At 50.2% G+C, this 23,643-nt stretch carries 20 protein-coding genes and 1 tRNA gene; 13 read left to right on the forward strand and 8 right to left on the reverse strand.

What is annotated here, in order from left to right; all coding sequences use genetic code 11:
• Nucleotides 1–6: 6 nt before the first annotated feature.
• The 5 genes from BM427_RS15075 to BM427_RS15095 all read right to left on the reverse strand — a co-directional run bounded on the left by BM427_RS15075 (nt 7) and on the right by BM427_RS15095 (nt 5,355).
• Entirely contained in the window at nt 7–879 is an 873-nt protein-coding gene (locus BM427_RS15075; RefSeq protein WP_090122820.1) for a ParB/RepB/Spo0J family partition protein, read from the reverse strand.
• Nucleotides 880–2,412: a recombinase family protein gene (locus BM427_RS15080; RefSeq protein ID WP_090122823.1), complete on the reverse strand. Its 1,533-nt coding sequence runs from the start codon at nt 2,410–2,412 to the stop codon at nt 880–882.
• 428 nt (nt 2,413–2,840) lie between these two features.
• A complete protein-coding gene (locus tag BM427_RS15085) occupies nt 2,841–4,100 on the reverse strand; it encodes a tyrosine-type recombinase/integrase (RefSeq protein WP_090122825.1) in 1,260 nt (419 codons plus the stop codon).
• Between the two features lie 179 nt (nt 4,101–4,279).
• Nucleotides 4,280–4,354 (reverse strand) — tRNA-Arg (locus BM427_RS15090).
• Between the two features lie 68 nt (nt 4,355–4,422).
• Entirely contained in the window at nt 4,423–5,355 is a 933-nt protein-coding gene (locus BM427_RS15095; protein ID WP_090122827.1) for a formate/nitrite transporter family protein, read from the reverse strand.
• A gap of 305 nt (nt 5,356–5,660) precedes the next feature.
• On the opposite strand from BM427_RS15095, the gene mlaA reads away from it, so the two are divergent.
• The gene (gene mlaA / locus BM427_RS15100) at nt 5,661–6,413 is read left to right on the forward strand and encodes a phospholipid-binding lipoprotein MlaA (protein ID WP_090122829.1); all 753 of its coding nucleotides are present in this window, start codon (nt 5,661–5,663) and stop codon (nt 6,411–6,413) included.
• Between the two features lie 60 nt (nt 6,414–6,473).
• Here mlaA and fadL read toward each other — a convergent pair whose 3' ends face one another.
• A complete protein-coding gene (gene fadL / locus BM427_RS15105; protein ID WP_090122831.1) occupies nt 6,474–7,835 on the reverse strand; it encodes a long-chain fatty acid transporter FadL in 1,362 nt (453 codons plus the stop codon).
• Between the two features lie 377 nt (nt 7,836–8,212).
• Here fadL and BM427_RS15115 point away from each other — a divergent pair, with 377 nt between their 5' ends.
• From BM427_RS15115 to sixA, 4 genes are all read left to right on the forward strand, one after another.
• The gene (locus tag BM427_RS15115; RefSeq protein WP_090123827.1) at nt 8,213–8,497 is read left to right on the forward strand and encodes a YfcZ/YiiS family protein; all 285 of its coding nucleotides are present in this window, start codon (nt 8,213–8,215) and stop codon (nt 8,495–8,497) included.
• A 160-nt stretch (nt 8,498–8,657) separates the two neighbouring features.
• The gene (gene fadI / locus BM427_RS15120; protein ID WP_090122833.1) at nt 8,658–9,965 is read left to right on the forward strand and encodes an acetyl-CoA C-acyltransferase FadI; all 1,308 of its coding nucleotides are present in this window, start codon (nt 8,658–8,660) and stop codon (nt 9,963–9,965) included.
• The gene (gene fadJ, locus BM427_RS15125) at nt 9,965–12,112 is read left to right on the forward strand and encodes a fatty acid oxidation complex subunit alpha FadJ (RefSeq protein ID WP_090122835.1); all 2,148 of its coding nucleotides are present in this window, start codon (nt 9,965–9,967) and stop codon (nt 12,110–12,112) included. Before fadI ends, fadJ begins: the two co-directional genes overlap by 1 nt.
• A gap of 209 nt (nt 12,113–12,321) precedes the next feature.
• Entirely contained in the window at nt 12,322–12,807 is a 486-nt protein-coding gene (gene sixA, locus BM427_RS15130; protein WP_090122837.1) for a phosphohistidine phosphatase SixA, read from the forward strand.
• 58 nt (nt 12,808–12,865) lie between these two features.
• Here sixA and smrB read toward each other — a convergent pair whose 3' ends face one another.
• A complete protein-coding gene (smrB, locus tag BM427_RS15135) occupies nt 12,866–13,417 on the reverse strand; it encodes an endonuclease SmrB (protein ID WP_090122839.1) in 552 nt (183 codons plus the stop codon).
• Between the two features lie 166 nt (nt 13,418–13,583).
• Here smrB and prmB point away from each other — a divergent pair, with 166 nt between their 5' ends.
• The 6 genes from prmB to BM427_RS15165 are packed head-to-tail and all read left to right on the forward strand — an operon-like array spanning nt 13,584 to nt 18,129.
• Nucleotides 13,584–14,516 (forward strand): 50S ribosomal protein L3 N(5)-glutamine methyltransferase, encoded by a 933-nt coding sequence (gene prmB, locus BM427_RS15140; RefSeq protein WP_090123829.1) that lies wholly within the window; start codon nt 13,584–13,586, stop codon nt 14,514–14,516.
• Nucleotides 14,517–14,561: 45 nt separating this feature from the next.
• Nucleotides 14,562–15,647, forward strand: coding sequence for a chorismate synthase (gene aroC, locus BM427_RS15145; RefSeq protein WP_090122841.1), 1,086 nt, complete (start codon nt 14,562–14,564; stop codon nt 15,645–15,647).
• A gap of 3 nt (nt 15,648–15,650) precedes the next feature.
• Entirely contained in the window at nt 15,651–16,475 is an 825-nt protein-coding gene (mepA, locus tag BM427_RS15150) for a penicillin-insensitive murein endopeptidase (protein WP_090122843.1), read from the forward strand.
• Nucleotides 16,475–17,287, forward strand: coding sequence for a sulfite exporter TauE/SafE family protein (locus tag BM427_RS15155; RefSeq protein ID WP_090122845.1), 813 nt, complete (start codon nt 16,475–16,477; stop codon nt 17,285–17,287). Before mepA ends, BM427_RS15155 begins: the two co-directional genes overlap by 1 nt.
• Entirely contained in the window at nt 17,284–17,823 is a 540-nt protein-coding gene (locus BM427_RS15160; RefSeq protein ID WP_090122847.1) for an elongation factor P hydroxylase, read from the forward strand. The genes BM427_RS15155 and BM427_RS15160 overlap by 4 nt, the downstream gene beginning before the upstream one ends.
• Before the next feature lie 27 nt (nt 17,824–17,850).
• A complete protein-coding gene (locus BM427_RS15165; protein WP_090122849.1) occupies nt 17,851–18,129 on the forward strand; it encodes a YfcL family protein in 279 nt (92 codons plus the stop codon).
• Nucleotides 18,130–18,507: 378 nt separating this feature from the next.
• Here BM427_RS15165 and mnmC read toward each other — a convergent pair whose 3' ends face one another.
• Nucleotides 18,508–20,508, reverse strand: coding sequence for a bifunctional tRNA (5-methylaminomethyl-2-thiouridine)(34)-methyltransferase MnmC2/FAD-dependent 5-carboxymethylaminomethyl-2-thiouridine(34) oxidoreductase MnmC1 (gene mnmC / locus BM427_RS15170; protein ID WP_090122851.1), 2,001 nt, complete (start codon nt 20,506–20,508; stop codon nt 18,508–18,510).
• Nucleotides 20,509–20,663: 155 nt separating this feature from the next.
• Between mnmC and fabB the strand changes: the two genes are divergently transcribed.
• Nucleotides 20,664–21,878 carry a beta-ketoacyl-ACP synthase I gene (fabB, locus tag BM427_RS15175; RefSeq protein WP_090122853.1) on the forward strand — a complete coding sequence of 405 codons (1,215 nt, stop codon included), beginning with the start codon at nt 20,664–20,666 and terminating at the stop codon, nt 21,876–21,878.
• A 311-nt stretch (nt 21,879–22,189) separates the two neighbouring features.
• A complete protein-coding gene (locus tag BM427_RS15180) occupies nt 22,190–23,620 on the forward strand; it encodes a 6-phospho-beta-glucosidase (protein ID WP_090122855.1) in 1,431 nt (476 codons plus the stop codon).
• Nucleotides 23,621–23,643: the final 23 nt, after the last annotated feature.

The raw sequence follows: 23,643 nt of genomic DNA on the forward strand, positions 1-23,643 counted from the left end.
TTAACCTCAGCAAGAAGTATTCTTCATTATAACTTTGACTACTTCATTTAAATTCTCTTCGTTTAAAATTTTACTAAACTCTTCGCTTTCAGATAACTCTTTAAATATTTGACCGGCTATGAGTAAGTTTCTCTCGATATATTCAGCTTTGTTTTTTATTTTTCTGTGCTGTGAAATGTTATCTTGGTAAATCTGTTTAAGCTCATCAGTGGTGAGTTTTTTCTTTTTCTTTGCAACTCCGAAACTATTGTTCAGAAACCCTTTTAAACCTTCATCTCGGGAATCCAGTATATCTCTTATTTTACCAACATCTTTATGCTTTATTAAACCTTCATCAAAAGCTTTAATTAGTAATTCTTGCCCACCTTCGAAGTCTACTCTGGCAATTTCAACTGCAAGTGAAATTGGAATGCTTCCTGATTCTACAGCAGATAATAGTTTGTTTTCTCCTTTGCTAATTAGCATAGTCAAACTGGTAATCCAGTGTAATGATAGGCCAGTAGAATAGGATATTTCTTTGTTAGATAAACCTTGGTCATTCATTTCTTTTATTCGTTGGAACTGCTCGCCCGCTCTTGGTATTACACGAGCCATATTTTCAACCAAACTCATTATGTATGCTTTGTTTTCATCAATGTCCAGTATGAAAGCCGGTATTAGCTCTTCTCCCAAAGCTGAGAGTGATTCAAGTCTGCCCTGACCACAAATTAAGGCAAATTCGTATTTTCTATCCGCAATCCTTCTTACTGTTATTGGTTTTCTTAATCCACTTGTATCAATACTATCTGTTATCTCAGCATGTTTGAATTTGTTCCGGGAACGAGGAATTACAACTTTTATTTTTGATATTTCAAGCATGTGAATTTGGTCGTCGTTCATTTACGCTACCTCCATTTCCGTAGTTGAAAGCATATCAAAGAAGGTCCTGATGTTATCAAATCTATACATCTCAAATAAAAGGTTATTATTCTCTTTTAGACTCAGTTCATTTTCAAAACTTTCAAGCGAAGGTAGGATGTAATAATCTACAGGTTCGGTATTAAGGCTGTTCATTCTTGCAATCACACTAACTTCAGGATTTAGCCCCCTGTCTAATCTAACTATCCATCTATATTTTCCAGATCTCATTCTTCTACATCGAGAAAGTATTATGGTAAAGGTTAAGCTTTTGTTTATGGTGATTAGTTTATTATCTAATATAGATATTTCGCTATTGTTAATTTCTTGGTGTATTTTATTTATAATGTGGTTATGTTTAATACGTAGGGATGAGTTTATTTCTAAATAACGGTAATCTCGTTCGGGTGTGTAATTTATCAGCTTATATGCTGGTAGAAGTCCTCCAAAGCGGCTTGCTACTACACTGCTTGATGGACCATTATCCTCTTCATCTATGATAAAACCTGATATTTTTCCATGAGTCGAAAGGATCTTTTTTAAAAATTCAAGAATCTCTTCATTGCTCATTTTTATTGAGCGGTTATCAATTATCTCTTTCGCTAACCTGAATTTTTCTTCTGAGATTATGGGTTTAAAAAAGGAATTATACTCAATCCAATCTTCTTCGGGATTTTGAACTCTTTTAGTTTTCAGTTTCTGAGATGTTCGATTATATGTATACTTACCAGTATAGCGATTATTTATAAGCACAGAATGTATCCGGCTTCTTGTCCAATCCGATCTGTCGCTGTATTTATATCCTTCTTGGTTTAGTTTTGAAGCGATGAGATACTCATTTAATCCTTCAAAAATGAACATGTTAAATATTTTCTTTACTAAGTCCGTTTCCTTTTTACTTCCTGGCACTAAGACTATCCTGTCTGTTTGCAAACTTTTTCTCTCACCATTGTTGAGTATCATTTTCGCTTTGTTATTATTATCAAGTAACTTTCTTTTAAGTCCGTATCCAGGCACTCCGCCTTGATAGTATCCTCGCTTAACAAGATTTACATGTCCGGCAAATACTTTGATTGAAAGGTTTTTACTAAAGGCTCCCGCAGCATACATAAGTGATGAAAGTATGAACGTCTCAGTATCACTATTCGCAGGAAGATTTTCAGCACAGTAGATGACATCTACCTTATTCATTTTTAATAGATATTTATAGTAGATTCCTTCTTGTGGATCTTTAAAGCGACCAAAACGACTTACATCATATACAAGCACAGCATCAATATTGATTTCCTTAGTGAGTATGTCGTTGATTAACTTATTAAAATCATGCCTTCCTGACGTGGATACACCGCTTTTTCCTGCATCATCATAAGTATGCAAGATTTCCATATTGTTGTCGTCAGCATACTTTTTTATGAACTGAGCTTGGTTATCTAAAGAAAATTCCTGAAGATTTGTAGACATCCGTAGATATTGGGCTACTTTAACCTTCTGTTTTTCATCATTTTTATTATCCATTGCAGTGCCTTAGTGCAACTGTGGAAAACCAATCTGTATAAAAATTGATCAATTTCGTTCTGGTTGCAACCTTTTTCGGCATTAATTTATTAAGTTTGTTTTTCAGTTACAAAACAAAACCGCTTTTGAAGATTCATTGTTATGAACCAGGGGGAGAGGATGGTTGAGTGATAAGAATGAAATGAAAATCTTGTAATATAAGGATGGTTTAACTTATTGATTTGCAGTTTTATTTGGATAATTTATAAACATCGATTTTTGAAGTATGTCATTAATAACCATCATTGTTTTTGCCACGATTATGATGAATGGATGTATGTATTAAGGTAATTATTTATTTTACAAAGGGGAGCTTTGAATTCTTGATAGATATTCGCATCCCCATTGAGTTATCGATTATAAAATATTAAATACGTATCGTTTGCTACTCATTTTTCTGATTGTTGAATAGAGTAGGAAAAAGGGGTCTGTGCTTCTTTTTTACAAGCTTCCAGGTAGTCAGCCCACCATTGCAACATGAGTTTCCGTTCTTCCAAATGCTCCGCTTTGTGTATGTATGCAGCTCGGACACTGTTGCGTTCCTGGTGGCTCATTTGTCTCTCTACAGCATCTCTCGACCATAATCCTGATTCGATCAAGGCACTACATGCCATAGTCCTGAAACCATGCCCGCAGACTTCTACTTTCGTATCGTAGCCCATCGTCCTGAGTGCTTTGTTGACAGTGTTTTCACTAATGGGTTTGTCGTCCCCAGTAAAACTGATGAACATAAGTTCTTTGTCACCACTGATCGTATGAAGCTCTTCCAAGAGTGCTTTAGCTTGTGTGCTTAGTGGAACCAGATGTGGGGTTTTCATCTTTGCCCCTCTTGCAGAATATTTTACCCCGTTCATAGGTTTTCGCTTTCCGGGAATAGTCCACAATGAGTTCTTCAGATCAACTTCTGACCAGCGGGCAAATCGCAATTCACTTGAACGGACAAAGGTCAGGAGTGTTAACTGCACTGCAATTTGAGTAATACCTTTTCCTTTATAAGCTTCCAGTCTATTCATCAGTTCTGGCAAGCGCTCTAAAGAAAGGGCAGGGCGATGAACACTTTTAGTGGAAACAACAGCACCAGCGAGGTCGTTTGCAGGATTCTGTTCAATCAACGCATTGTGAACGGCATACCTCATTACCGCCGTAATGCGCTGTTGTAAGCGGGAAGCCAGTTCATGGTGTCCAGAAGCTTCTGCTTTTTTTAAAGGAACCAATAAATCACGAGTTTTTAGTTCGCTGATATTACGTTTGCCGATGACTGGGAACACATGGGAAACAAGGCTGTTCAAAACAGTTGTTCTATGACTGTCTGACCAGGTTCTGTTACTGGTATGCCATTCTCTGGCAACTTGCTCAAATGTTAGCAAGCCTTTGCTCTCAATCTTTTGCGCTTTTCGCTTTTCACTTGGGTCTACATGGTTTGCAATGAGCTGACGGGCTTCATCTCTTCTTCGTCTGGCTTCTGACAATGAAACCTCTGGATAAACACCCAGTGCGAGAATTTTCTGTTTACCAGCGAAGCGATACTGAAAACGCCAATACTTGGAACCACTTGTGGTGATCAACAGGTGCATACCATTACCGTCTGTCAATTTGACAGGTTTATCAGAAGGCTTTGTATTTCTTACTGTTAACTCAGTTAGCGCCATACTAAAAACCCTCTTCTGATGGTATATGCATTATCGAACTTAAAATACCAACATATGTACCAACAAAACAGCGTGGATTTTGAAATATGACGGTGTACGTTAATGGGCTACAAATGGAAGGTAAGTGTTTGAAGTTGAAGAGTTGACTAGACTTTAAGATACTTAGGTGGGCTAACATATGGTGTCCCCTGCAGGAATCGAACCTGCAACTAGCCCTTAGGAGGGGCTCGTTATATCCATTTAACTAAGGGGACAAGGCGGCGGGAGTATAACGTCATTTCCCTGCTGCGTTAAGCATGTTTGCCGCCAAGTGGTTAAACAGTCACCGTTTATGTTTTTTTTCTGCGCCTTTGTCTGAGTTTATCTGTGCTTCTGCCCGGGCTTTTTCTTCAGCCTTGCGTGTGTTGATCATGTCGTTACGGATTTGCGCATGGCTGAGCAGGGCGAAAATAAAAGTACCGCCGCAGATATTTCCGGCGAGCGTTGGCAAAGCAAATGGCCAAATAAATTCGCTCCAGTGCACGGTGCCGTTAAATACCAGAAAAAAAATCTCTACCGCGCCGACCACAATGTGAGTGGTATCAGCCAGTGCAATCAGCCACGTCATCAACACGATCACCACAATTTTCGCGGAGCCAGCAGCCGGAAACATCCACACCATTGTCGCGATGATCCAGCCGGAAAGAATGGCATTCGAAAACATCTCCTGCGGCGTATTCTTCATTACATCCATCCCGATGTTGACAAAGGCATCACGCGTTTCTTTGTCAAAGACCGGCATATATTCAAACGCCCAGGCAGCAACCGCGGTACCAAGCAGGTTTCCCAGTAGTACCACGCCCCATAACCGCGCCATCAGTGCAAAATTTCCCCAGTTCGGATTTTGCATCACTGGCAGAACGGCCGTCACGGTGTTTTCGGTAAAGAGTTGCTGGCGTGCCATAATGACAATAATAAAACCGAAGGTGTACCCCAGATTCTCCAGCAGAAAACCGCCCGGAACGCCCTCCAGTTGCACATGAAAAATCCCTTTTGCCAGCAATGATGATCCCATCGACAGCCCGGCGGCAATAGCTGACCAGAACAGCGCCATAGCGTCTCGTTCCAGCTCTTTTTCGCCATCCTGGCGAATATGTTCATGAATCGCCATGGCCCGGGAGGGGAGGCGATCCTCATCAAGTTCGATTTTTTCGCCGTGCTTTTTTTCGTCGCTCTTGACCTCAATTTCATCGCTGTGCTTATCAATTTTCTCCATATTTACCTCGCTTCTGCTGCACTGGTGTCTAAAGCGTAGCGGTTTTACGCTGCTTTCCACGGCGGCATCGTCTTAAAGTGCAGGGAAAAGCAACAACGGCGATACGGCATAAGCAAAGTTTGTATAGAATTGTTAATAAGCCGTATAGATAATGTCGGCTATGCTGGTTTGAGCCTCGTTCACGGCGTGGACATCATAATATGCGCTGATACAATGCGTTGCATCACTTCGACGCAAACCCGGCGTTGCGTTCGCGTTATTATAGATGGCCTTCTGCACTGGTCATTTTCTTCAGGGAGACACCTATGAAATACCGCCTGTCGGCGCTTGCGTTGGCAACCACTGTACTGGTCGGCTGCGCCAGTTCTCAGCAGACGCAGGGGCGTTCGGACCCGCTTGAAGGATTCAACCGGACTATGTACAACTTTAACTTCAATGTGCTGGATCCATACGTTGTTCGCCCTGTGGCGGTAGCATGGCGTGATTATGTGCCACAACCTGCGCGCAACGGCCTGAGCAACTTCACCAGCAACCTTGAAGAGCCTGCGCAGATGGTGAACTACTTCCTGCAAGGTGATCCCTATCATGGCATGGTGCATTTTACGCGTTTCTTCCTGAACACTTTGCTGGGTATGGGCGGCTTTATGGATGTCGCCGGTATGGCGAACAGCAAATTGCAGCGTGAAGATCCGCACCGTTTCGGCAGTACGCTGGGGCACTATGGTGTTGGTTACGGTCCGTATATGCAGTTGCCGTTCTATGGCAGTTTTACTCTGCGTCAAGATGGCGGCGATATGGCGGATACGCTTTATCCGGTGCTCTCGTGGCTGACATGGCCGCTTTCTGTCGGTAAATGGGCCGTAGAAGGTGTCGAATCCCGTGCGCAACTGCTCGATTCCGACGGCTTGCTGCGCCAGTCTTCCGATCCTTATATCCTCGTGCGGGAAGCCTATTTCCAGCGTCACGATTTTATCGCCAATGGCGGCAAGCTGAAGCCGCAGGAAAATCCGAACGCGCAGGCGATTCAGGGCGATTTAAAAGATATCGATTCGCAATAAAACGGGTCGCAGCAAATAAAAAAGGTGAGCCTGGCTCACCTTTTTCTTATCTACACGTTATCAGAAGGCGTAGTTAAAGTTAGCGCCGTAGAGGAACGCGCGGCCTTCAGACTGGAATGTATACGGGCCCTCGGTGAACTTCACTTTCTGACCATGCATATAAGAGAAGCCAACATCAACGGAGGCGTCCTTATTAAAGGCATAGGTTGCACCCGTGCTCAGCCACAGACGATCCTGGTCAGGAATGGATATCGTGCGTTTGTTAGCCGGAACCGGGCTGTCATCAAAGGCGATACCGGCGCGGAAGGTCCAGTTATCATCCATATAATAAGTGGTACCCAGCGCGAGGCGATATGCATCTTTAAAGCCTTCATCTTTATAGAACAGCGTTTGACCGTTATCACCGGTTGCTTTCAGTTCCTGGAATTGGCTCCAGCTGGTATAGGTCAGACTGTAGTGAACTGCCCATTTGGGATCGACGCGGTTATAACCCGAAACTTCCCACATCTCTGGCAGATGGAGCGACAGCGAACCATTGGTGGTTGAGCCTCCAGTACCAGATGGCAAGCCAAGCCCCAGTGCTGCGTTAATCGGGTTAAGCGTTGTCGGCAGGTTGCTCTTATAATTGCCATCGAAGTCAACTTTCACTTCGGAGCGGTAAGTGAATGAGTAACGGTTGTTTTTATCTAGCTCGTAAAGGATACCGGCGTTCCAGCCAAAACCCCATTCATCGCCTTTCAGATACGCGATTTGCGTATCACGGCTAATACCGCCCGCCTGTGCGCCAATAGCGGCAGCCTGTTGGGCGCTAAGCTGGCCGGATCGCACCATGCCTGGCAGGCTGGCGCCTATGATCTGCGGCAGATCGCCTGCGTAACGCTCAATCTTCGCACGAGCATAAACGGCATCAAAACCAAGACCGAAGCTCCAGTGGGGGTCAAGACGATATGCGCCACTAAGGTTCAGGTTCAGTGTTTCGAGATCGGTTTTACCACCCATCGACCCGGCCGCGTTGCCATCATTAAACTCTGTTGCCAGCCCGAAGTTGGAGGTCAGCGAAGCCCCCCAGCCGAACTGATCGTTAATTGGCGCGACAAAGTGCAGGTTTGGTACCCACGCGGTCGGCGCGATGTTTTTCTGGCTTGCATCATTACCAATCGCGGAACGGCCAGTGACATCGACATCCGGATCAATAAACACCGCACCGCCGGAGAACGTCGGGCGGTCGAACATGGTAATCAACGCAGGGTTACGGCTGACATTACCCGCATCATCCGCAATCGCACCTTCACCGGAATAAGCGCGGCCAAGACCAGAGGCCGAAAATTCATTGAGTTGAAAGCCTGCAGACCAGGCCTGAGTAGAGACAATTGCCACTGCGACTGCCAGAGCAGACTTGGTAAAACGGGTTTTTTGGCTCATGACCATAACCTCATTCGAAATCGATTTATTTTTATTCAAACTATGTTACGTGTTGTAACAGGAGCGCGAAGTGTAGGGTCTGTGTTACAGCAGAGAAATCAGACCAGTGGCGGAAGTATAGGTCGGACCAGATGGGATGTTGCAAGTTTGTATATAAGTTTTTTCAATTGTGATCTCTGAAACGGGATCTGCGTGGCAAAATCGCCGGGGGTAATAATCACTCAATTGGACGATTTTTGTTTTGGATCATTTTTAAGTGTGATTTCGGTCACTTATCCACTTTCGGAAGATTATCAACTGGAGACGCCATGAGCAGCGGCGTAAAATATGTCCATCGTTTATCTGGCACCCAGGGTGCTAATTCAGAGGAATTAACAATGAGCAAATGCAGTGCTGATGAAACCCCGGTTTGCTGCTGTATGGATGTTGGTACCATCATGGACAACTCCGACTGCACCGCCTCTTACAGTCGCGTATTCACCCACCGCGTTGACGCCGACGAAACGTTGGCCGCGCTGAGTGCAAGAGCCCGGAGCGTGGAATCCGAGCCTTGCCAAATCACCCCCACCTTCACTGAAGTGGAGAACGGTGTGCGTCTCGATATCGATTTTGTTTTCGCCTGCGAAGCGGAAACCCTGATTTTCCAGCTTGGTCTGCGTTAATCTTCCCGCCAACGCCTCCTTTCACGGAGGCGTTTTGCTAAGTATCCCTGTGCCTTAGCTCGCATTTTTCTCTCGCTCCCATTGGCTATATGTAAAAAATTGGTTAAGACTGTTATCAGGTCAGACCACTTTAAATATACGCTGTTAACAGGGGAGTGTTATGAAGGCATTACCGCTTGTCACCCGCCAGGGCGACCGCATTGCCATTGTCAGTGGGTTACGGACCCCGTTTGCCCGCCAGGCCACCGCTTTTCACGGCATTCCGGCGATCGATCTCGGTAAAATGGTGGTGGGAGAGATGCTGGCGCGCAGCGAAATTCCCCCGGAAGTGATTGAACAACTGGTGTTTGGCCAGGTCGTTCAGATGCCGGAAGCGCCTAATATCGCGCGTGAAATCGTACTCGGTACTGGCATGAGCGTCCATACCGATGCCTACAGCGTCAGCCGTGCCTGCGCAACCAGTTTCCAGGCCGTGGCCAACGTCGCAGAAAGTCTGCTGGCGGGAACTATTCGCGCCGGTATTGCTGGCGGAGCGGATTCCTCCTCTGTTTTACCAATTGGCGTCAGTAAAAGGCTGGCGCGTGCGCTAGTGGATGCCAACAAAGCGCGCACTGTGGGGCAAAAACTGAAACTCTTCTCCCGCTTGCGCTTGCGCGACCTGTTGCCAGTACCTCCCGCCGTCGCGGAGTATTCCACCGGATTGAGAATGGGAGATACGGCTGAGCAGATGGCGAAAACATACGGCATCAGCCGTGAACAGCAGGATGCGTTAGCCCACCGCTCACACCAGTTAGCCGCGCAGGCCTGGGCAGAAGACAAACTGCGTGATGAAGTAATGACCGCCTATGCGCCGCCGTTTCGTGATCCCTTTGAACAAGATAATAATGTTCGTCATAACTCCAGCCTTGCTGATTACGCGAAGCTTCGTCCCGCCTTCGATCGCCAGCATGGCACTGTGACGGCAGCGAACAGTACGCCGTTGACCGACGGGGCTGCGGCTGTGATTTTAATGACCGAATCCCGTGCCCGGGAACTGGGATTATTGCCGCTGGGTTATTTACGCAGCTATGCGTTCACCGCCATTGATGTGCAACGGGACATGCTGCTTGGTCCGGCCTGGGCGACGCCGCTGGCGCTGGAAAGAGCCGGGCTGACGATGGCTGATTTGACGCTTCTCGATATGCACGAAGCTTTTGCCGCGCAAACCTTAAGCAACCTGAAATTGATGGCCAGCGAGCGTTTTGCCCGAGAGGTACTTGGACGCTCACAGGCGACCGGCGAGGTGGATGACAGCAAGTTTAACGTGCTGGGCGGCTCCATCGCTTACGGCCATCCGTTTGCTGCCACCGGCGCGCGCATGATCACCCAAACGTTACGTGAACTGCGCCGCCGGGGGGGAGGCTTTGGTCTGGTAACTGCCTGCGCTGCGGGCGGTCTGGGTGCGGCAATGGTTCTGGAGGCTGAATAATGGCAATGATGTCCGCATTTACGCTTAATGTGCATCCCGACAATATCGCGGTCGTCACCATTGATGTGCCGAATGAAAAAATGAATACCCTGAAAACGGAGTTTGCAGGTGAAGTGCGCGCCATGCTGAAACAGATCCGCGACAACAAGGCGCTACGTGGTGTGGTGTTTATCTCAGCCAAGGCAGACAATTTCATCGCTGGCGCGGATATCAATATGATCGCCCGTTGCCAGACGGCAAAAGAGGCCGAGGATCTGGCCCGGCAAGGGCAACAAGTGATGGCGGAAATCCATGCGTTGTCGATTCCCGTGGTTGCCGCAATTCATGGCGCTTGTCTGGGCGGTGGGCTGGAATTGGCGCTGGCGTGCCATCGCCGGATTTGTACGGACGACGGGAAAACGATGCTGGGATTGCCGGAAGTTCAGTTAGGACTGCTTCCCGGTTCCGGCGGGACACAGCGATTGCCACGTTTGGTTGGCGTCAGTACGGCGCTGGATATGATCCTCAGCGGAAAACAACTTCGTCCACGCCAGGCATTAAAAGTCGGGCTGGTAGACGATGTTGTACCGCATTCAATTCTACTCGAGGCCGCTGTTGAACTGGCCAAACAGGGGCGACCGATTGGCCGCCACCTGCCTGTTCGTGAACGGGTTCTGGCAGGTGCGCTGGGCCGCGCGTTGCTGTTCCGTATGGCGAGTAAGAAAACCGAACAAAAAACCCAGGGGAATTACCCTGCGACTACGCGCATTTTATCCGTCATTGAAACCGGGCTGGCACAGGGGCGCAGCAGCGGTTATGACGCCGAAGCGAAAGCGTTTGGCCAACTGGCGATGACGCCACAGTCGCAGGCGTTACGCCACCTGTTCTTCTCCAGCACCAGCGTTAAAAAAGATCCGGGCAGCGAGGCGCAGGCTGGTCCATTGAACACGATCGGTGTACTGGGCGGCGGATTAATGGGCGGTGGAATAGCTTTCGTCACGGCAAGCAAAGCAGGATTGCCGGTTCGCATAAAAGATATTAATGCGAAAGGGATTAACCACGCGCTGAAATATAGTTGGGAAGAGCTGGATAAAAAAGTGCGTCGTCGCTACCTGAGAGCGGGCGAACGTGATAAGCAGTTGGCGAAAATATCCGGTACGCTGGATTTTAGCGGCTTTGCTCATCGTGACCTGGTCATTGAGGCTGTGTTTGAGGATCTGGCTTTAAAACAGAAAATGGTGGCTGAAGTGGAAGCCCATTGTTCTGCTCACACTGTTTTTGCCTCTAATACATCTTCTTTACCGATCGGCGATATTGCAGCCCAGGCTGCGCGACCAGAGAAGGTAATCGGATTACATTTTTTCAGCCCGGTGGAAAAAATGCCGCTGGTGGAAGTGATCCCACACGCCGGAACGGATGAGCAGACCATCGCTACTACGGTAAAACTGGCGAAAAAGCTGGGCAAAACGCCGATTGTGGTAGCGGATAAAGTCGGATTTTACGTGAACCGCATTCTTGCTCCCTATATTAATGAAGCCATCCGGCTGCTGAGTGAAGGCGAGCGCATCGAAGATATTGATCGCGCACTGGTGAAATTTGGCTTCCCCGTCGGACCGATCCAGTTACTGGATGAAGTGGGTATCGATACCGGTACAAAAATTATTCCGGTACTGGAAAACGCTTATGGTGAACGGTTTAACGCCCCTGCAAGTATTGTGAGCGCAATTCTGAATGACGATCGCAAAGGGAGAAAAAATGGTCGCGGTTTCTATCTTTACCCTGCTAAAGGGCGTAAAAGCAAAAAGCTGGCCGATCCGGTGATCTATCCCCTGATTGGTGCCTCCGGCGGTGGGCGGCTATCGTCAGAGCAGATGGCGGAACGCTGTGTGCTACTGATGCTGAATGAGGCAGTGCGTTGCTTTGATGAGCACGTGATTCGCAGCGCGCGAGACGGCGATATTGGTGCCGTATTTGGCATCGGTTTTCCGCCGTTTTTAGGTGGGCCGTTCCACTATATTGCGGCATCAGGAGCGGGCGATATCGTGGCGAGGTTGCAGCGGCTGGAAGTGCAATACGGCGCGCGCTTTGCACCTTGTGAGCCACTGTTGCGTATGGCGGAGCAGGGGGTAATTTTTTGGTCGCAAAACGAAACTGAAGATGTGAATTAAGGTCTAAAAATTTAATTCTGTTATTCCTCATGGCGTTCACGGTTATTTTGTAAACAGTGATTGACTATGCTTACACCATTGAGGTAAAAAACAGCGTTTCATTCATGGAATGGATCAGGCACAATGCCCGGCCATTGATACTTTCCGTCGTCGCGAAATGATTTCGCAGTGAAAGTGTTGATGATTCTGGTTAACAAAAGCGGTGCAATATGCAAGTTTTTATCATGCGTCACGGCGACGCTGCCCTCGATGCAGCCAGTGACTCGGTTCGTCCCTTAACCCCTTGTGGCTGTGACGAATCTCGTCAAATGGCAACATGGTTGAAAGGCCAAAAAGTGGATATTGAACGTGTTCTGATCAGCCCTTTTTTACGTGCTGAACAAACGCTGGAAAAGGTAGGGGAGTGTATGAACCTGCCTGACAACGTGGATGTCCTGCCGGAATTGACGCCTTGCGGCGATATCGGTCTTGTCAGTGCCTATTTACAGGCGCTGGCGAATGAAGGAACCTCTTCTGTGCTGGTGATCTCTCACCTGCCGCTGGTTGGTTACTTGGTGTCCGAGCTTTGCCCGGGTGAAGCGCCGCCGATGTTTACCACCTCCGCCATTGCCTGCGTTACGCTGGGTGAAGACGGCAAAGGGGTTTTTGACTGGCAAATGAGTCCCTGCAACCTGAAGATGCGAAAAGCTATCTGAATTCGCCGGACGCTGAAAAACGAAGAGCCGCTTTATGCGGCTCTTGGCGTTTCTGCCATCAGGGAAGTTCCGGCGGTTGCCACTCTTCCACTTCTATCAGCACCAGAATTGCTGCGTCGCCGCCATACTCTTTCGGCGCCTGGTGAAACGCCATCACATGCGGGTGCTGCGCCAGCCACAGCGGTGTCTGTTGCTTCAGAATGTGTTTACCGTGGCCGTGCATCACGCAGGCACAGAACACATGTTCACGGCGACAGGCGGCGATTAGCGCCCCCAGTTCTTGCTTCGCCTGTTGCTGCGTTAAACCGTGTAGATCGAGAAACAATTCCGGCGAGTAGTCGCTCCGGCGGAGCTTTTTCAGCTCAAAATGGCTGACATCTTCTCGCACATATTTGACCGGACCTTCGGTATTAAGCAGCGGTTGAAACTCGTCGGAAAAGTAGTGACTGTTATCGGCCTGTTCCTGTAATAACCGTTTCACCGGAACCTCGCTGATTTTTTTCCGCGCCGGGCGATGTACCACGGTATCCTGCTTAAGGCGGCGTGTACCGGTCATCAATTGCTGGAACAACGCCTGTTCCTCCTCGCTAAGTGATGGTTTCTTTTTCATTTGTGCGTCTCATCTTTTCTTTCCTTCAGTGTACCCGACTCACTGCGACCCCAGTGAAGCAAAATGCATTTTTCCCCTCTGGCTGGTGCGTGAGGTGCTGATTTATCGCCGTCTTCATGGCAAACTAGCCGCCGAATTTAATGCGAGCATGCGCCTGGGGGATACTATGGATAAAATTTTTGTCGATGAAGCAGTGAATGAGCTGCATACCATTCAGGACATGCTGCGTTGGGCGGTCAGCCGCTTCAGCGCCGCGAATATCTGGTACGGTCACGGCACGGATAACCCGTGGGACGAAGCAGTGCAACTGGTACTGCCGACGCTCTATCTACCGCTCGACATCCCGGAAGATATGCGTACCGCGCGCCTGACTTCCAGCGAGCGGCACCGCATTGTTGAGCGCGTGATCCGTCGTGTTAATGAGCGTATTCCGGTTGCTTACCTTACTAACAAAGCGTGGTTCTGCGGCCACGAATTTTATGTCGATGAGCGCGTGCTGGTGCCGCGTTCCCCGATCGGCGAGCTTATCAACAACCGCTTTGCCGGTCTGATTAATCAACAGCCGCAGCATATTCTGGATATGTGTACTGGCAGCGGCTGTATCGCTATTGCGACAGCGTACGCTTTCCCGGAAGCGGAAGTGGACGCCGTTGATATCTCTGCGGATGCGCTGGCGGTAACGGAGCGCAATATTGAAGAGCACGGACTGATTCACCACGTTACGCCTATCCGTTCCGATCTGTTCCGCGATCTGCCGAAAGTGCAGTACGATCTGATTGTCACCAACCCGCCGTACGTTGATGAAGAAGATATGTCCGATCTGCCGTCGGAATACCGTCACGAGCCGGAACTGGGCCTGGCATCAGGCAGCGATGGCCTGAAACTGACGCGTCGTATTCTGGCATGTGCCCCCGATTACCTTGCTGACCATGGCATCCTGATTTGTGAAGTCGGCAACAGCATGGTACATCTGATGGAACAATATCCGGACGTCCCGTTCACCTGGCTGGAGTTTGATAATGGCGGGGACGGCGTCTTTATGCTGACCAAAGCGCAGCTGATTGCCGCACGCAAACACTTCAGCATCTATAAAGATTAAAACGACAAAACGACGCTCAACACCAACAACGACAATGGAGCCGTGATGGCAGGTAACACAATTGGACAACTTTTCCGCGTAACCACGTTTGGCGAATCGCACGGCCTGGCGCTGGGGTGCATCGTTGACGGCGTACCTCCGGGTATTCCGCTGACCGAAGCCGATTTACAACACGATCTCGACAGACGACGTCCGGGAACATCTCGCTATACCACCCAGCGTCGCGAAGCCGATCAGGTGAAGATTCTGTCCGGCGTCTTTGAGGGCGTCACCACAGGTACCAGCATTGGTCTGCTGATCGAAAACACCGATCAGCGATCGCAGGATTACGGCGCGATTAAAGATCTGTTCCGTCCGGGCCATGCGGATTACACCTACGAACAAAAATATGGTCTGCGTGACTATCGCGGCGGCGGCCGTTCCTCCGCGCGCGAAACCGCCATGCGTGTGGCCGCTGGCGCGATCGCCAAGAAATATCTGGCGCAGAAATTCGGCATTGTTATTCGCGGCTGTCTGACTCAGATGGGCGAGATCCCGTTGGAGATCAAAGACTGGACGCAGGTTGAACAGAACCCATTTTTCTGCCCTGACCCGGACAAAATCGAGGCGCTGGATGAACTGATGCGCGGCTTGAAAAAAGAGGGCGACTCCATCGGTGCGAAAGTGACGGTGGTGGCCGATGGTGTTCCGGCTGGTTTTGGCGAGCCGGTGTTTGACCGTCTTGATGCTGATATTGCGCATGCGCTGATGAGTATCAACGCGGTGAAAGGCGTGGAAATCGGCGATGGCTTTGAAGTCGTGAAGCTGCGTGGCAGCGAAAACCGCGACGAAATCACGCAGCTGGGTTTCGGGAGCAACCACGCGGGCGGCATTCTTGGCGGCATCAGCAGCGGGCAGCAAATTATTGCCAATATCGCACTGAAACCGACGTCGAGTATTACCGTGCCGGGTCGTACGATTAATCGTTTTGGCGAAGAAGTGGAGATGGTAACCAAAGGCCGTCACGATCCGTGTGTGGGTATTCGGGCCGTGCCGATTGCTGAAGCGATGCTGGCGATCGTGCTGATGGATCACTTACTGCGGCAACGTGCACAAAACGCTGATGTCACTACCGATATTCCACGCTGGTAAACAATGAAAAAAACGGCAATTGCGCTGTTTACTCTGTTGATGTGTGCCGCCGCTGTGGCAGCGACACCGTGGCAAAAACTGACTCATCCGGTCGCTGGTAGCCCGCAATCCATTGGTGCCTTCGCCAATGGTTGTATCGTTGGCGCGCATGCGCTGCCGCTGCAATCGGACAACTATCAGGTAATGCGCACTGACCAGCGGCGCTACTTTGGTCATCCCGATCTGGTGCTGTTTATTCAGCGTCTGAGCAATCAGGTGCACAATCTGGGGCTGGGGACGATGCTGGTAGGTGATATGGGGATGCCGGCTGGTGGACGTTTTAACGGCGGCCACGCCAGCCATCAATCCGGTCTGGATGTTGATATCTTCCTGCAACTACCGAAAACGCGTTGGAGCGCTGCACAGTTGCTGAAACCACAGGCTCTGGATCTCGTCTCACCCGATGGTAAGCAGGTCGTGCCTGCGCTGTGGAAGCCGGAAATCAGTAGCATGATCAAACTGGCGGCAAAAGATAACGATGTAACGCGCATTTTCGTTAATCCGGCGATCAAACAGCAGCTTTGCCTCGATGCTGGAACCGATCGCGACTGGTTGCGTAAAGTGCGTCCGTGGTTCCAGCATCGTGCGCATATGCACGTGCGTCTGCGTTGCCCGGCCGATAGCCTGGAGTGCCAGGATCAACCTTTGCCACCACCTGGCGATGGTTGTGGAGCAGAACTGCAAAGTTGGTTTGAACCGGCGAAACCCGGCAGCACAATCCCTGAGAAAAAGACGCCGCCGCCATTGCCGCCGTCTTGTCAGGCTTTACTGGATGAACACGCACTCTGATGGAACTCTTTCAACAACTGTTTATGGTATCGCCATTACTGCTGGTGGTGCTTTTCTTTGTCGCGCTGTTGGCCGGCTTTATTGACTCGCTGGCGGGCGGTGGCGGGCTGTTAACGGTGCCTGCGTTACTGGCGGCAGGTATGACGCCCGCCGAGGCACTGGCAACGAATAAATTACAGGCCTGTGGCGGTTCGATTTCTGCGTCGCTGTATTTTATCCGCCGCAAAGTGGTGAATCTTGCCGATCAGAAACTCAATATCCTGATGACCTTTATCGGATCAACTACCGGCGCGCTGCTGGTGCAACATGTGCAATCGGATGTGTTACGCCAAATCCTGCCGATCCTGGTGATCTGTATTGGCCTCTACTTTCTGTTGATGCCGAAGCTGGGTGAAGACGATCGTCAGCGTCGTTTGTACGGGCTACCGTTTGCGCTGGTATCCGGTGGATGTGTGGGTTTTTACGACGGTTTCTTCGGCCCCGGCGCCGGGTCATTCTACGCACTGGCTTTTGTGACCCTCGCAGGGTACAACCTGGCGAAATCCACCGCGCATGCCAAAGTGCTGAATGCCACCTCGAATATCGGCGGCCTGCTGTTGTTTATTATTGGCGGCAAAGTTGTATGGGGCACGGGTTTCGTCATGCTGGTCGGGCAGTTTCTCGGCGCGCGGATGGGCTCGCGTCTGGTGCTCAGCAAAGGGCAAAAACTCATTCGTCCGATGATTGTGATTGTCTCGGCGGTGATGAGTGCAAAACTTCTTTATGACAGTCACGGCCAGGAGATCCTCCATTTTCTGGGGGTGAACGTATGACACATCACTACCAACAATTAATTGATATTTTTGACGGTTGCTTTGCCGACGATTTTAATACCCGTCTGATTAAAGGCGACGACGAACCGATTTATCTTCCTGCTGATGCGAACGCGCCTTATAACCGCATTGTTTTTGCTCATGGTTTTTATGCCAGTGCATTACATGAGATTTCGCACTGGTGTATCGCCGGTGCCGAGCGTCGTAAGCAGGTGGATTTTGGCTACTGGTATTGCCCTGACGGCCGCGATGCGGTGACGCAGGGGCAGTTCGAGGATGTCGAGGTAAAACCGCAGGCCTTTGACTGGTTGTTCTGCGTGTCGGCGGGTTTCCCGTTTAATGTCAGTTGCGACAATCTGGAAGGCGATGTTGAATCAGATCGTATCGTATTTCAGCGTCGCGTTCACGCGCAGGTTATGGCTTATCTGGATCAGGGCATTCCCCCGCGTCCGGCACGTTTTATCAAAGCATTACAGGATTATTATCAAACGCCGCCTTTAGCGGCAGAACAGTTCCCATGGCCGGAAGATCTTTGAAGCCATGTTGTCAAAAGAGGAAGAGAGATGATCGCGGAGTTTGAATCACGCATTCTGGCGTTAATCGATAATATGGTGGATCACGCCAGTGATGATGAGTTGTTTGCGGGCGGTTATCTGCGTGGCCACCTGACGCTGGCGGTGGCTGAACTGGAAGGCGAGGATGACTATTCGCCAGAAAATCTGCACCAGAAAGTCACCAGTAGTGTGGAAACCGCCATTCAGGCCGGAGAACTGTCGCCGCGCGATCAGGCGCTGGTGATGGGCATGTGGGAAAATCTGTATCAGCAGGCGAAGTCGCATTAAGGGGCGTTTTATACCCTACATAATTCGAGTTGCAAGAAGGCGGCGACGCAGCGACAAATTCGTCGGGAACGAATTTGCCCAACCGAAGGTTGGCCTCCGGTGAGAGACAGGATGTCTCTCAGTAATCCCCAGGAGCTTACTTCAGTAAGTGACTGGGGTGAGCGACAAATCTGCCGGGAGCAGATTTGAACGCTGTAAGCAGCGGCCCCGAAGGGGTAAGGCTCAGGGATGAGCCGAATAAAAAAGCCAACGCACATGCAGCTTGAAGTATGACGGGTATACTGGGTAATGCTGACGTTTATCCGGCCAATATCCGGGCCTACGGGTGTAGGTCGGACAAAACAACGCCGCCAGCCTGCAAAGCCAATGTGGGCACCTTCACTTCACCGCTCTGCCTTTCAATAACTTCCTGACCCACAAACGATTCGGATTAAGCGCTGCCAGTGTTTCGCCATCCAGCGGAATCGGCTCGTCACTCATCTGCGAAGCCAGAATCTCCGCTGCCAGCGGCGCGCTGCACAAACCGCGCGAACCGAGTGCGCCGAGCATGAATAAATCTTCGTAGATCGGTGCTCTGACCGCTTCCTCCGGCCGTTCTGACAGTTGGGCGTAAGCTGCCAGTGTCGCCTCGAAATCGGCGATATTCCCGACCATTGGCAGATGATCCCGCGTTGCACATCGCACACCGCAGCGCGCTTCACCGGCGCTGACATCTACCTCTTTTGCCCAGGCCGCATGCGGGAAACAGTCTATAAGCCGCTGGCGATTCTGTTGCTGATCTGCCTCGCTGTAATCTGCCGTTTGCTGTCCGCGATGATAGCTGGCACCGATGCAGTGTTGCTGGTTATGCGGGTTCTGCGGTGTCAGATAACCGTCGTAGCACAGCACCTGGCGAAGCGCAGAGAGCATATTGCTGGTCGGAATATGACTGACCTGACCGGCAACAGGATAAACGGGCAGTTTCTCCGTTTGCGGGAAATGATGAATGCGATGCCCGTTGGCCAGCACTACTGCTGCATGTGTTCGCAGGCCACCACGGCGGAAATGAAGTTGCCAGCGCTGTTCTTCACGGCTCAAGCGTTCAACATCATGTCCATAATGCACTTGCAGGCCTTGCTCGCAGGCCAGCTTAATCGTAGCAGCCGTTAACTGCGCCGGGCAGAGCCAGCCGCCGAGCGGATAATTCACACCTTCGCATTCCGTTTCCACGCCAGTTTCGGCTTTCACCGCCTGAGCGTCAATCGCACTGGCAATCTCCGGCGGCAGATCCAGCGTCAACATTTGCGCGATTTTTTGTTGGCTTTTTTCATCCCATCCAAGTTGTGTGACGCCGCACCACTGATGGTCAAACGTCACGGGTAACGCATCGTACAGACGACGGGCAAAGGTAAATGCCGCGGGAAAGAAGCGGGTCAGCGCCGGATCGTGAGCACTGAGCAGAGGATAAAGCGCTCCCTGGCGGTTGCCGGATGCACCTTCGGCGGGCGCATCATCGGCGCAGTAAAGCGTCACCTGCCAGCCGCGTCGTAGCAAGGCCAGCGATAACAGCGCGCTGGCGACACCGCCGCCAATCAGAGCCACATCACGTACCTCTGTGCCGCTGCGGGCAAACCACGGCGTACGCGGTACAGGCGCAATGACATTTTCCATTACGCCGGTCAGCATTTCGCGTTTGCGACCAAAACCTTTACTTTTGCGCATAGTAAACCCGGCCTCCTGCAAACCCCGACGAACAAAACCGGCCGAGGTAAAGGTCGCCAGTGTGCCGCCCGGTCTTGCCAGACGAGCCATCGCGGCAAACAGGTTAGGGGTCCACATATCCGGGTTTTTCGCCGGGGCAAAGCCATCCAGGAACCAGGCGTCAACGCGCTGGTTTAGTGAATCATCGAGCATATCGGTGAGTTGATTGATATCGCCAAACCATAAATCCAGCGTCACACGACCTTCATCGAGCAGCAGTCGGTGGCAGCCACTAAAGGGTAGTGGCCACTGCGTCTGTAGCTGTTCCGCCCATGACGCCAGTTCCGGCCAGTGCGCGTGGGCTTTGCGCAGATCTTCCCGGGTGAGAGGAAATTTTTCAAAACTGATGAAATGTAATCTTTCCAGGGTAGCGTCAGGATTGGTTGCGCGAAAGACCGCGAATGCCTGCCACAACGTGAGGAAATTCAGACCGGTGCCAAAACCGCTCTCCGCGACCACAAACAGCGGGCGCGGGTGATCAGGGAAACGTTGTTCCAGTTGGTTGCCGCCGAGGAAAACATAACGCGTCTCTTCCAGCCCGTTATCATTAGAGAAATAGACGTCGTCGAAATCTCGGGAAACAGGTGTACCTTCAGCGTTGAATTCGAGGTTGGCGGATTGTATAGCGGTTTGTTTCACGTAAGTTACTCGTCCATCAGGCAGTGTCTCGATCTTAACGGGGGACAAAGAAAGGCGCAAATTTCCACCGAAAATGTCTGATCGGACTTGTTCGGCGTACAAGTGTACGCTATCTTGCGACACGAAACTTAATTAGTGCGACTTAGGGGTATTGAATGAAACGTGCAGTGATTACTGGCCTGGGCATCGTTTCCAGCATTGGTAATAACCAGCAGGAAGTCCTGGCATCTCTGCGTGAAGGACGCTCAGGGATCACATTCTCTCAGGAATTTAAAGATTCCGGCATGCGCAGCCACGTATGGGGTAACGTTAAACTGGACACCACTGGTTTGATCGACCGTAAAGTGGTTCGTTTCATGAACGATGCCTCTATCTATTCCTATCTTTCCATGCAGCAGGCGATTGAAGACGCTGGTCTGAAAGATGAGGTTTATCAGAACAACCCACGAGTGGGCCTGATTGCAGGTTCCGGCGGTTCTTCTAAATCTCAGGTTTTCGGCGCTGATGCAATGCGTAGCCCGCGTGGTCTGAAAGCTGTGGGTCCTTATGTAGTGACTAAAGCGATGGCGTCGGCAGTGTCCGCTTGCCTCGCAACACCCTTTAAAATCCACGGTGTTAACTACTCTATCAGTTCTGCTTGCGCCACTTCTGCGCACTGCATCGGTAACGCGGTAGAACAGATTCAACTGGGCAAACAGGACATCGTTTTTGCTGGCGGCGGCGAAGAGCTGTGCTGGGAAATGGCCTGTGAATTTGACGCGATGGGCGCGCTGTCCACCAAATACAACGAAACGCCAGAAAAAGCGTCCCGTACCTATGACACGCACCGTGATGGTTTCATTATCGCGGGCGGTGGCGGTATGGTTGTTGTTGAAGAGCTGGAGCATGCACTGGCACGCGGCGCGCACATCTACGCAGAGATCGTTGGCTACGGCGCGACTTCTGATGGTGCGGATATGGTAGCGCCGTCAGGCGAAGGCGCAGTACGTTGCATGAAGATGGCAATGCAAGACGTTGATACACCGATCGACTACCTGAATTCCCACGGCACGTCCACACCGGTTGGTGACGTGAAGGAACTGGGCGCTATCCGCGAAGTGTTCGGCGACAACAGTCCGGCTATCTCCGCCACCAAAGCGATGACCGGTCACTCTTTGGGTGCTGCTGGCGTACAGGAAGCGATCTACTCATTGCTGATGCTGGAACACGGTTTTATCGCGCCGAGCATTAACATTGACGAGCTGGACGAGCAGGCTGCTGGCCTGAACATCGTGACAAAACCTATGGAAGCTGCTCTGACGACGGTAATGTCCAACAGCTTCGGTTTTGGCGGTACTAACGCCACATTGGTGATGCGCAAACTTAAATAAGTTTGTCCGCAAGCAGATCAAGCAGATGAAGAGAGCCACTGGCTCTCTTTTTTTATGCATTGACAAGCTGTCGTGGCGGTCGACAGACTCCTTGCCGCAACATGCTCAACACGATAATACGCCAGCGGTTAACATTCACCACCGCACCTTAATCCTTGCAATCAGGTAGAGTGGCATGTCACTGCCAAATCCCACCTTACTTGGCGTTATAAATCTCTTTGCAACCGGTTTCACAGAATGAGCCTGCGGTGATGTCATCTCACTGTGGGCTTGTTTATTCTTTTGCTATCACTACGCGAAAGGAGAAAACAATGGCTGGGTTTAAAGCAGATTTCTTATGGGGCGGTGCGGTGGCGGCTCATCAACTCGAAGGCGGCTGGCAGGAAGGCGGTAAGGGGATCAGCGTTGCTGATGTCATGACCGCCGGGGCGCATGGTGTACCGCGTGAAATTACCGACGGCATACTGCCGGGTAAAAATTACCCTAACCATGAAGCTATTGATTTTTATCACCGCTATAAAGACGATATTAAGCTGTTTGCTGAAATGGGATTCAAATGTTTTCGCACCTCCATTGCCTGGACGCGTATTTTTCCTCAGGGTGATGAACTGGAGCCGAATGAAGCCGGGTTGCAATTCTACGATGATCTTTTTGATGAGTGTCTGAAATACAATATTGAACCTGTTATTACTCTCTCCCATTTCGAAATGCCTTATCACCTTGTCACCGAATATGGTGGCTGGCGTAATCGCAAACTGATCGGCTTTTTTGTCCGTTTTGCCAATGCCGTTTTCACCCGCTATCGCAGCAAGGTGAAATACTGGATGACCTTCAACGAAATTAACAACCAGGCCAACTATCACGAAGATTTTGCACCTTTCACCAACTCTGGCGTGAAATATAAAGTGGGTGAAGATCGCGAAGTGATCATGTATCAGGCCGCCCACTATGAATTAGTGGCCAGCGCGCTGGCGGTGGAAGCCGGTCATAAAATTAACCCGGACTTTAAAATCGGCTGTATGATCGCCATGTGCCCGATTTATCCGCTCACCTGCGCGCCGGATGATATGATGATGTCGGTCGCTGCGATGCACCGTCGCTACTGGTTTACCGATGTTCATGTACGCGGTTATTACCCGAAACACCTGCTCAATTATTTTGCTCGCCGCCAGTTCAAACTCGATATCACCGACGAAGATTTGCAGATCCTGACGCGCGGACGTGTTGATTATATTGGCTTCAGTTACTACATGTCGTTTGTCACCAAAGCCCAGGAAAATAACCCGCACCTCGATTACGACGAGACGAAAAGCCTGGTGAAAAACCCGTACGTGAAAGCCTCTGACTGGGGCTGGCAAATTGATCCGGTTGGTCTGCGCTACTCTCTGAACTATTTCTACGATCTCTACCAGTTGCCGCTATTTGTCGTGGAAAACGGTTTTGGCGCGATTGATCAGCCTGAAAGCGACGGTGTAGTTAACGATCAGTACCGCATTGAATATATGCACAACCATATCCGCGAAATGAAAAAAGCGGTGGTGGAAGATGGCGTCGATTTAATGGGGTATACGCCGTGGGGCTGTATTGATCTGGTCTCTGCGGGCACCGGCGAAATGAAAAAACGCTACGGTTTAATCTACGTTGATAAAGATAACGAGGGTAACGGCACACTGGCACGCAGCCGTAAAAAATCGTTCTGGTGGTATCAGGACGTTATCAAACATAACGGCGAGAATATTTGACGATAACCCCCTCCGTCCGGAGG

Origin of the sequence: Kosakonia arachidis (genome assembly GCF_900116535.1) — a bacterium.
GTDB lineage: Bacteria > Pseudomonadota > Gammaproteobacteria > Enterobacterales > Enterobacteriaceae > Kosakonia > Kosakonia arachidis.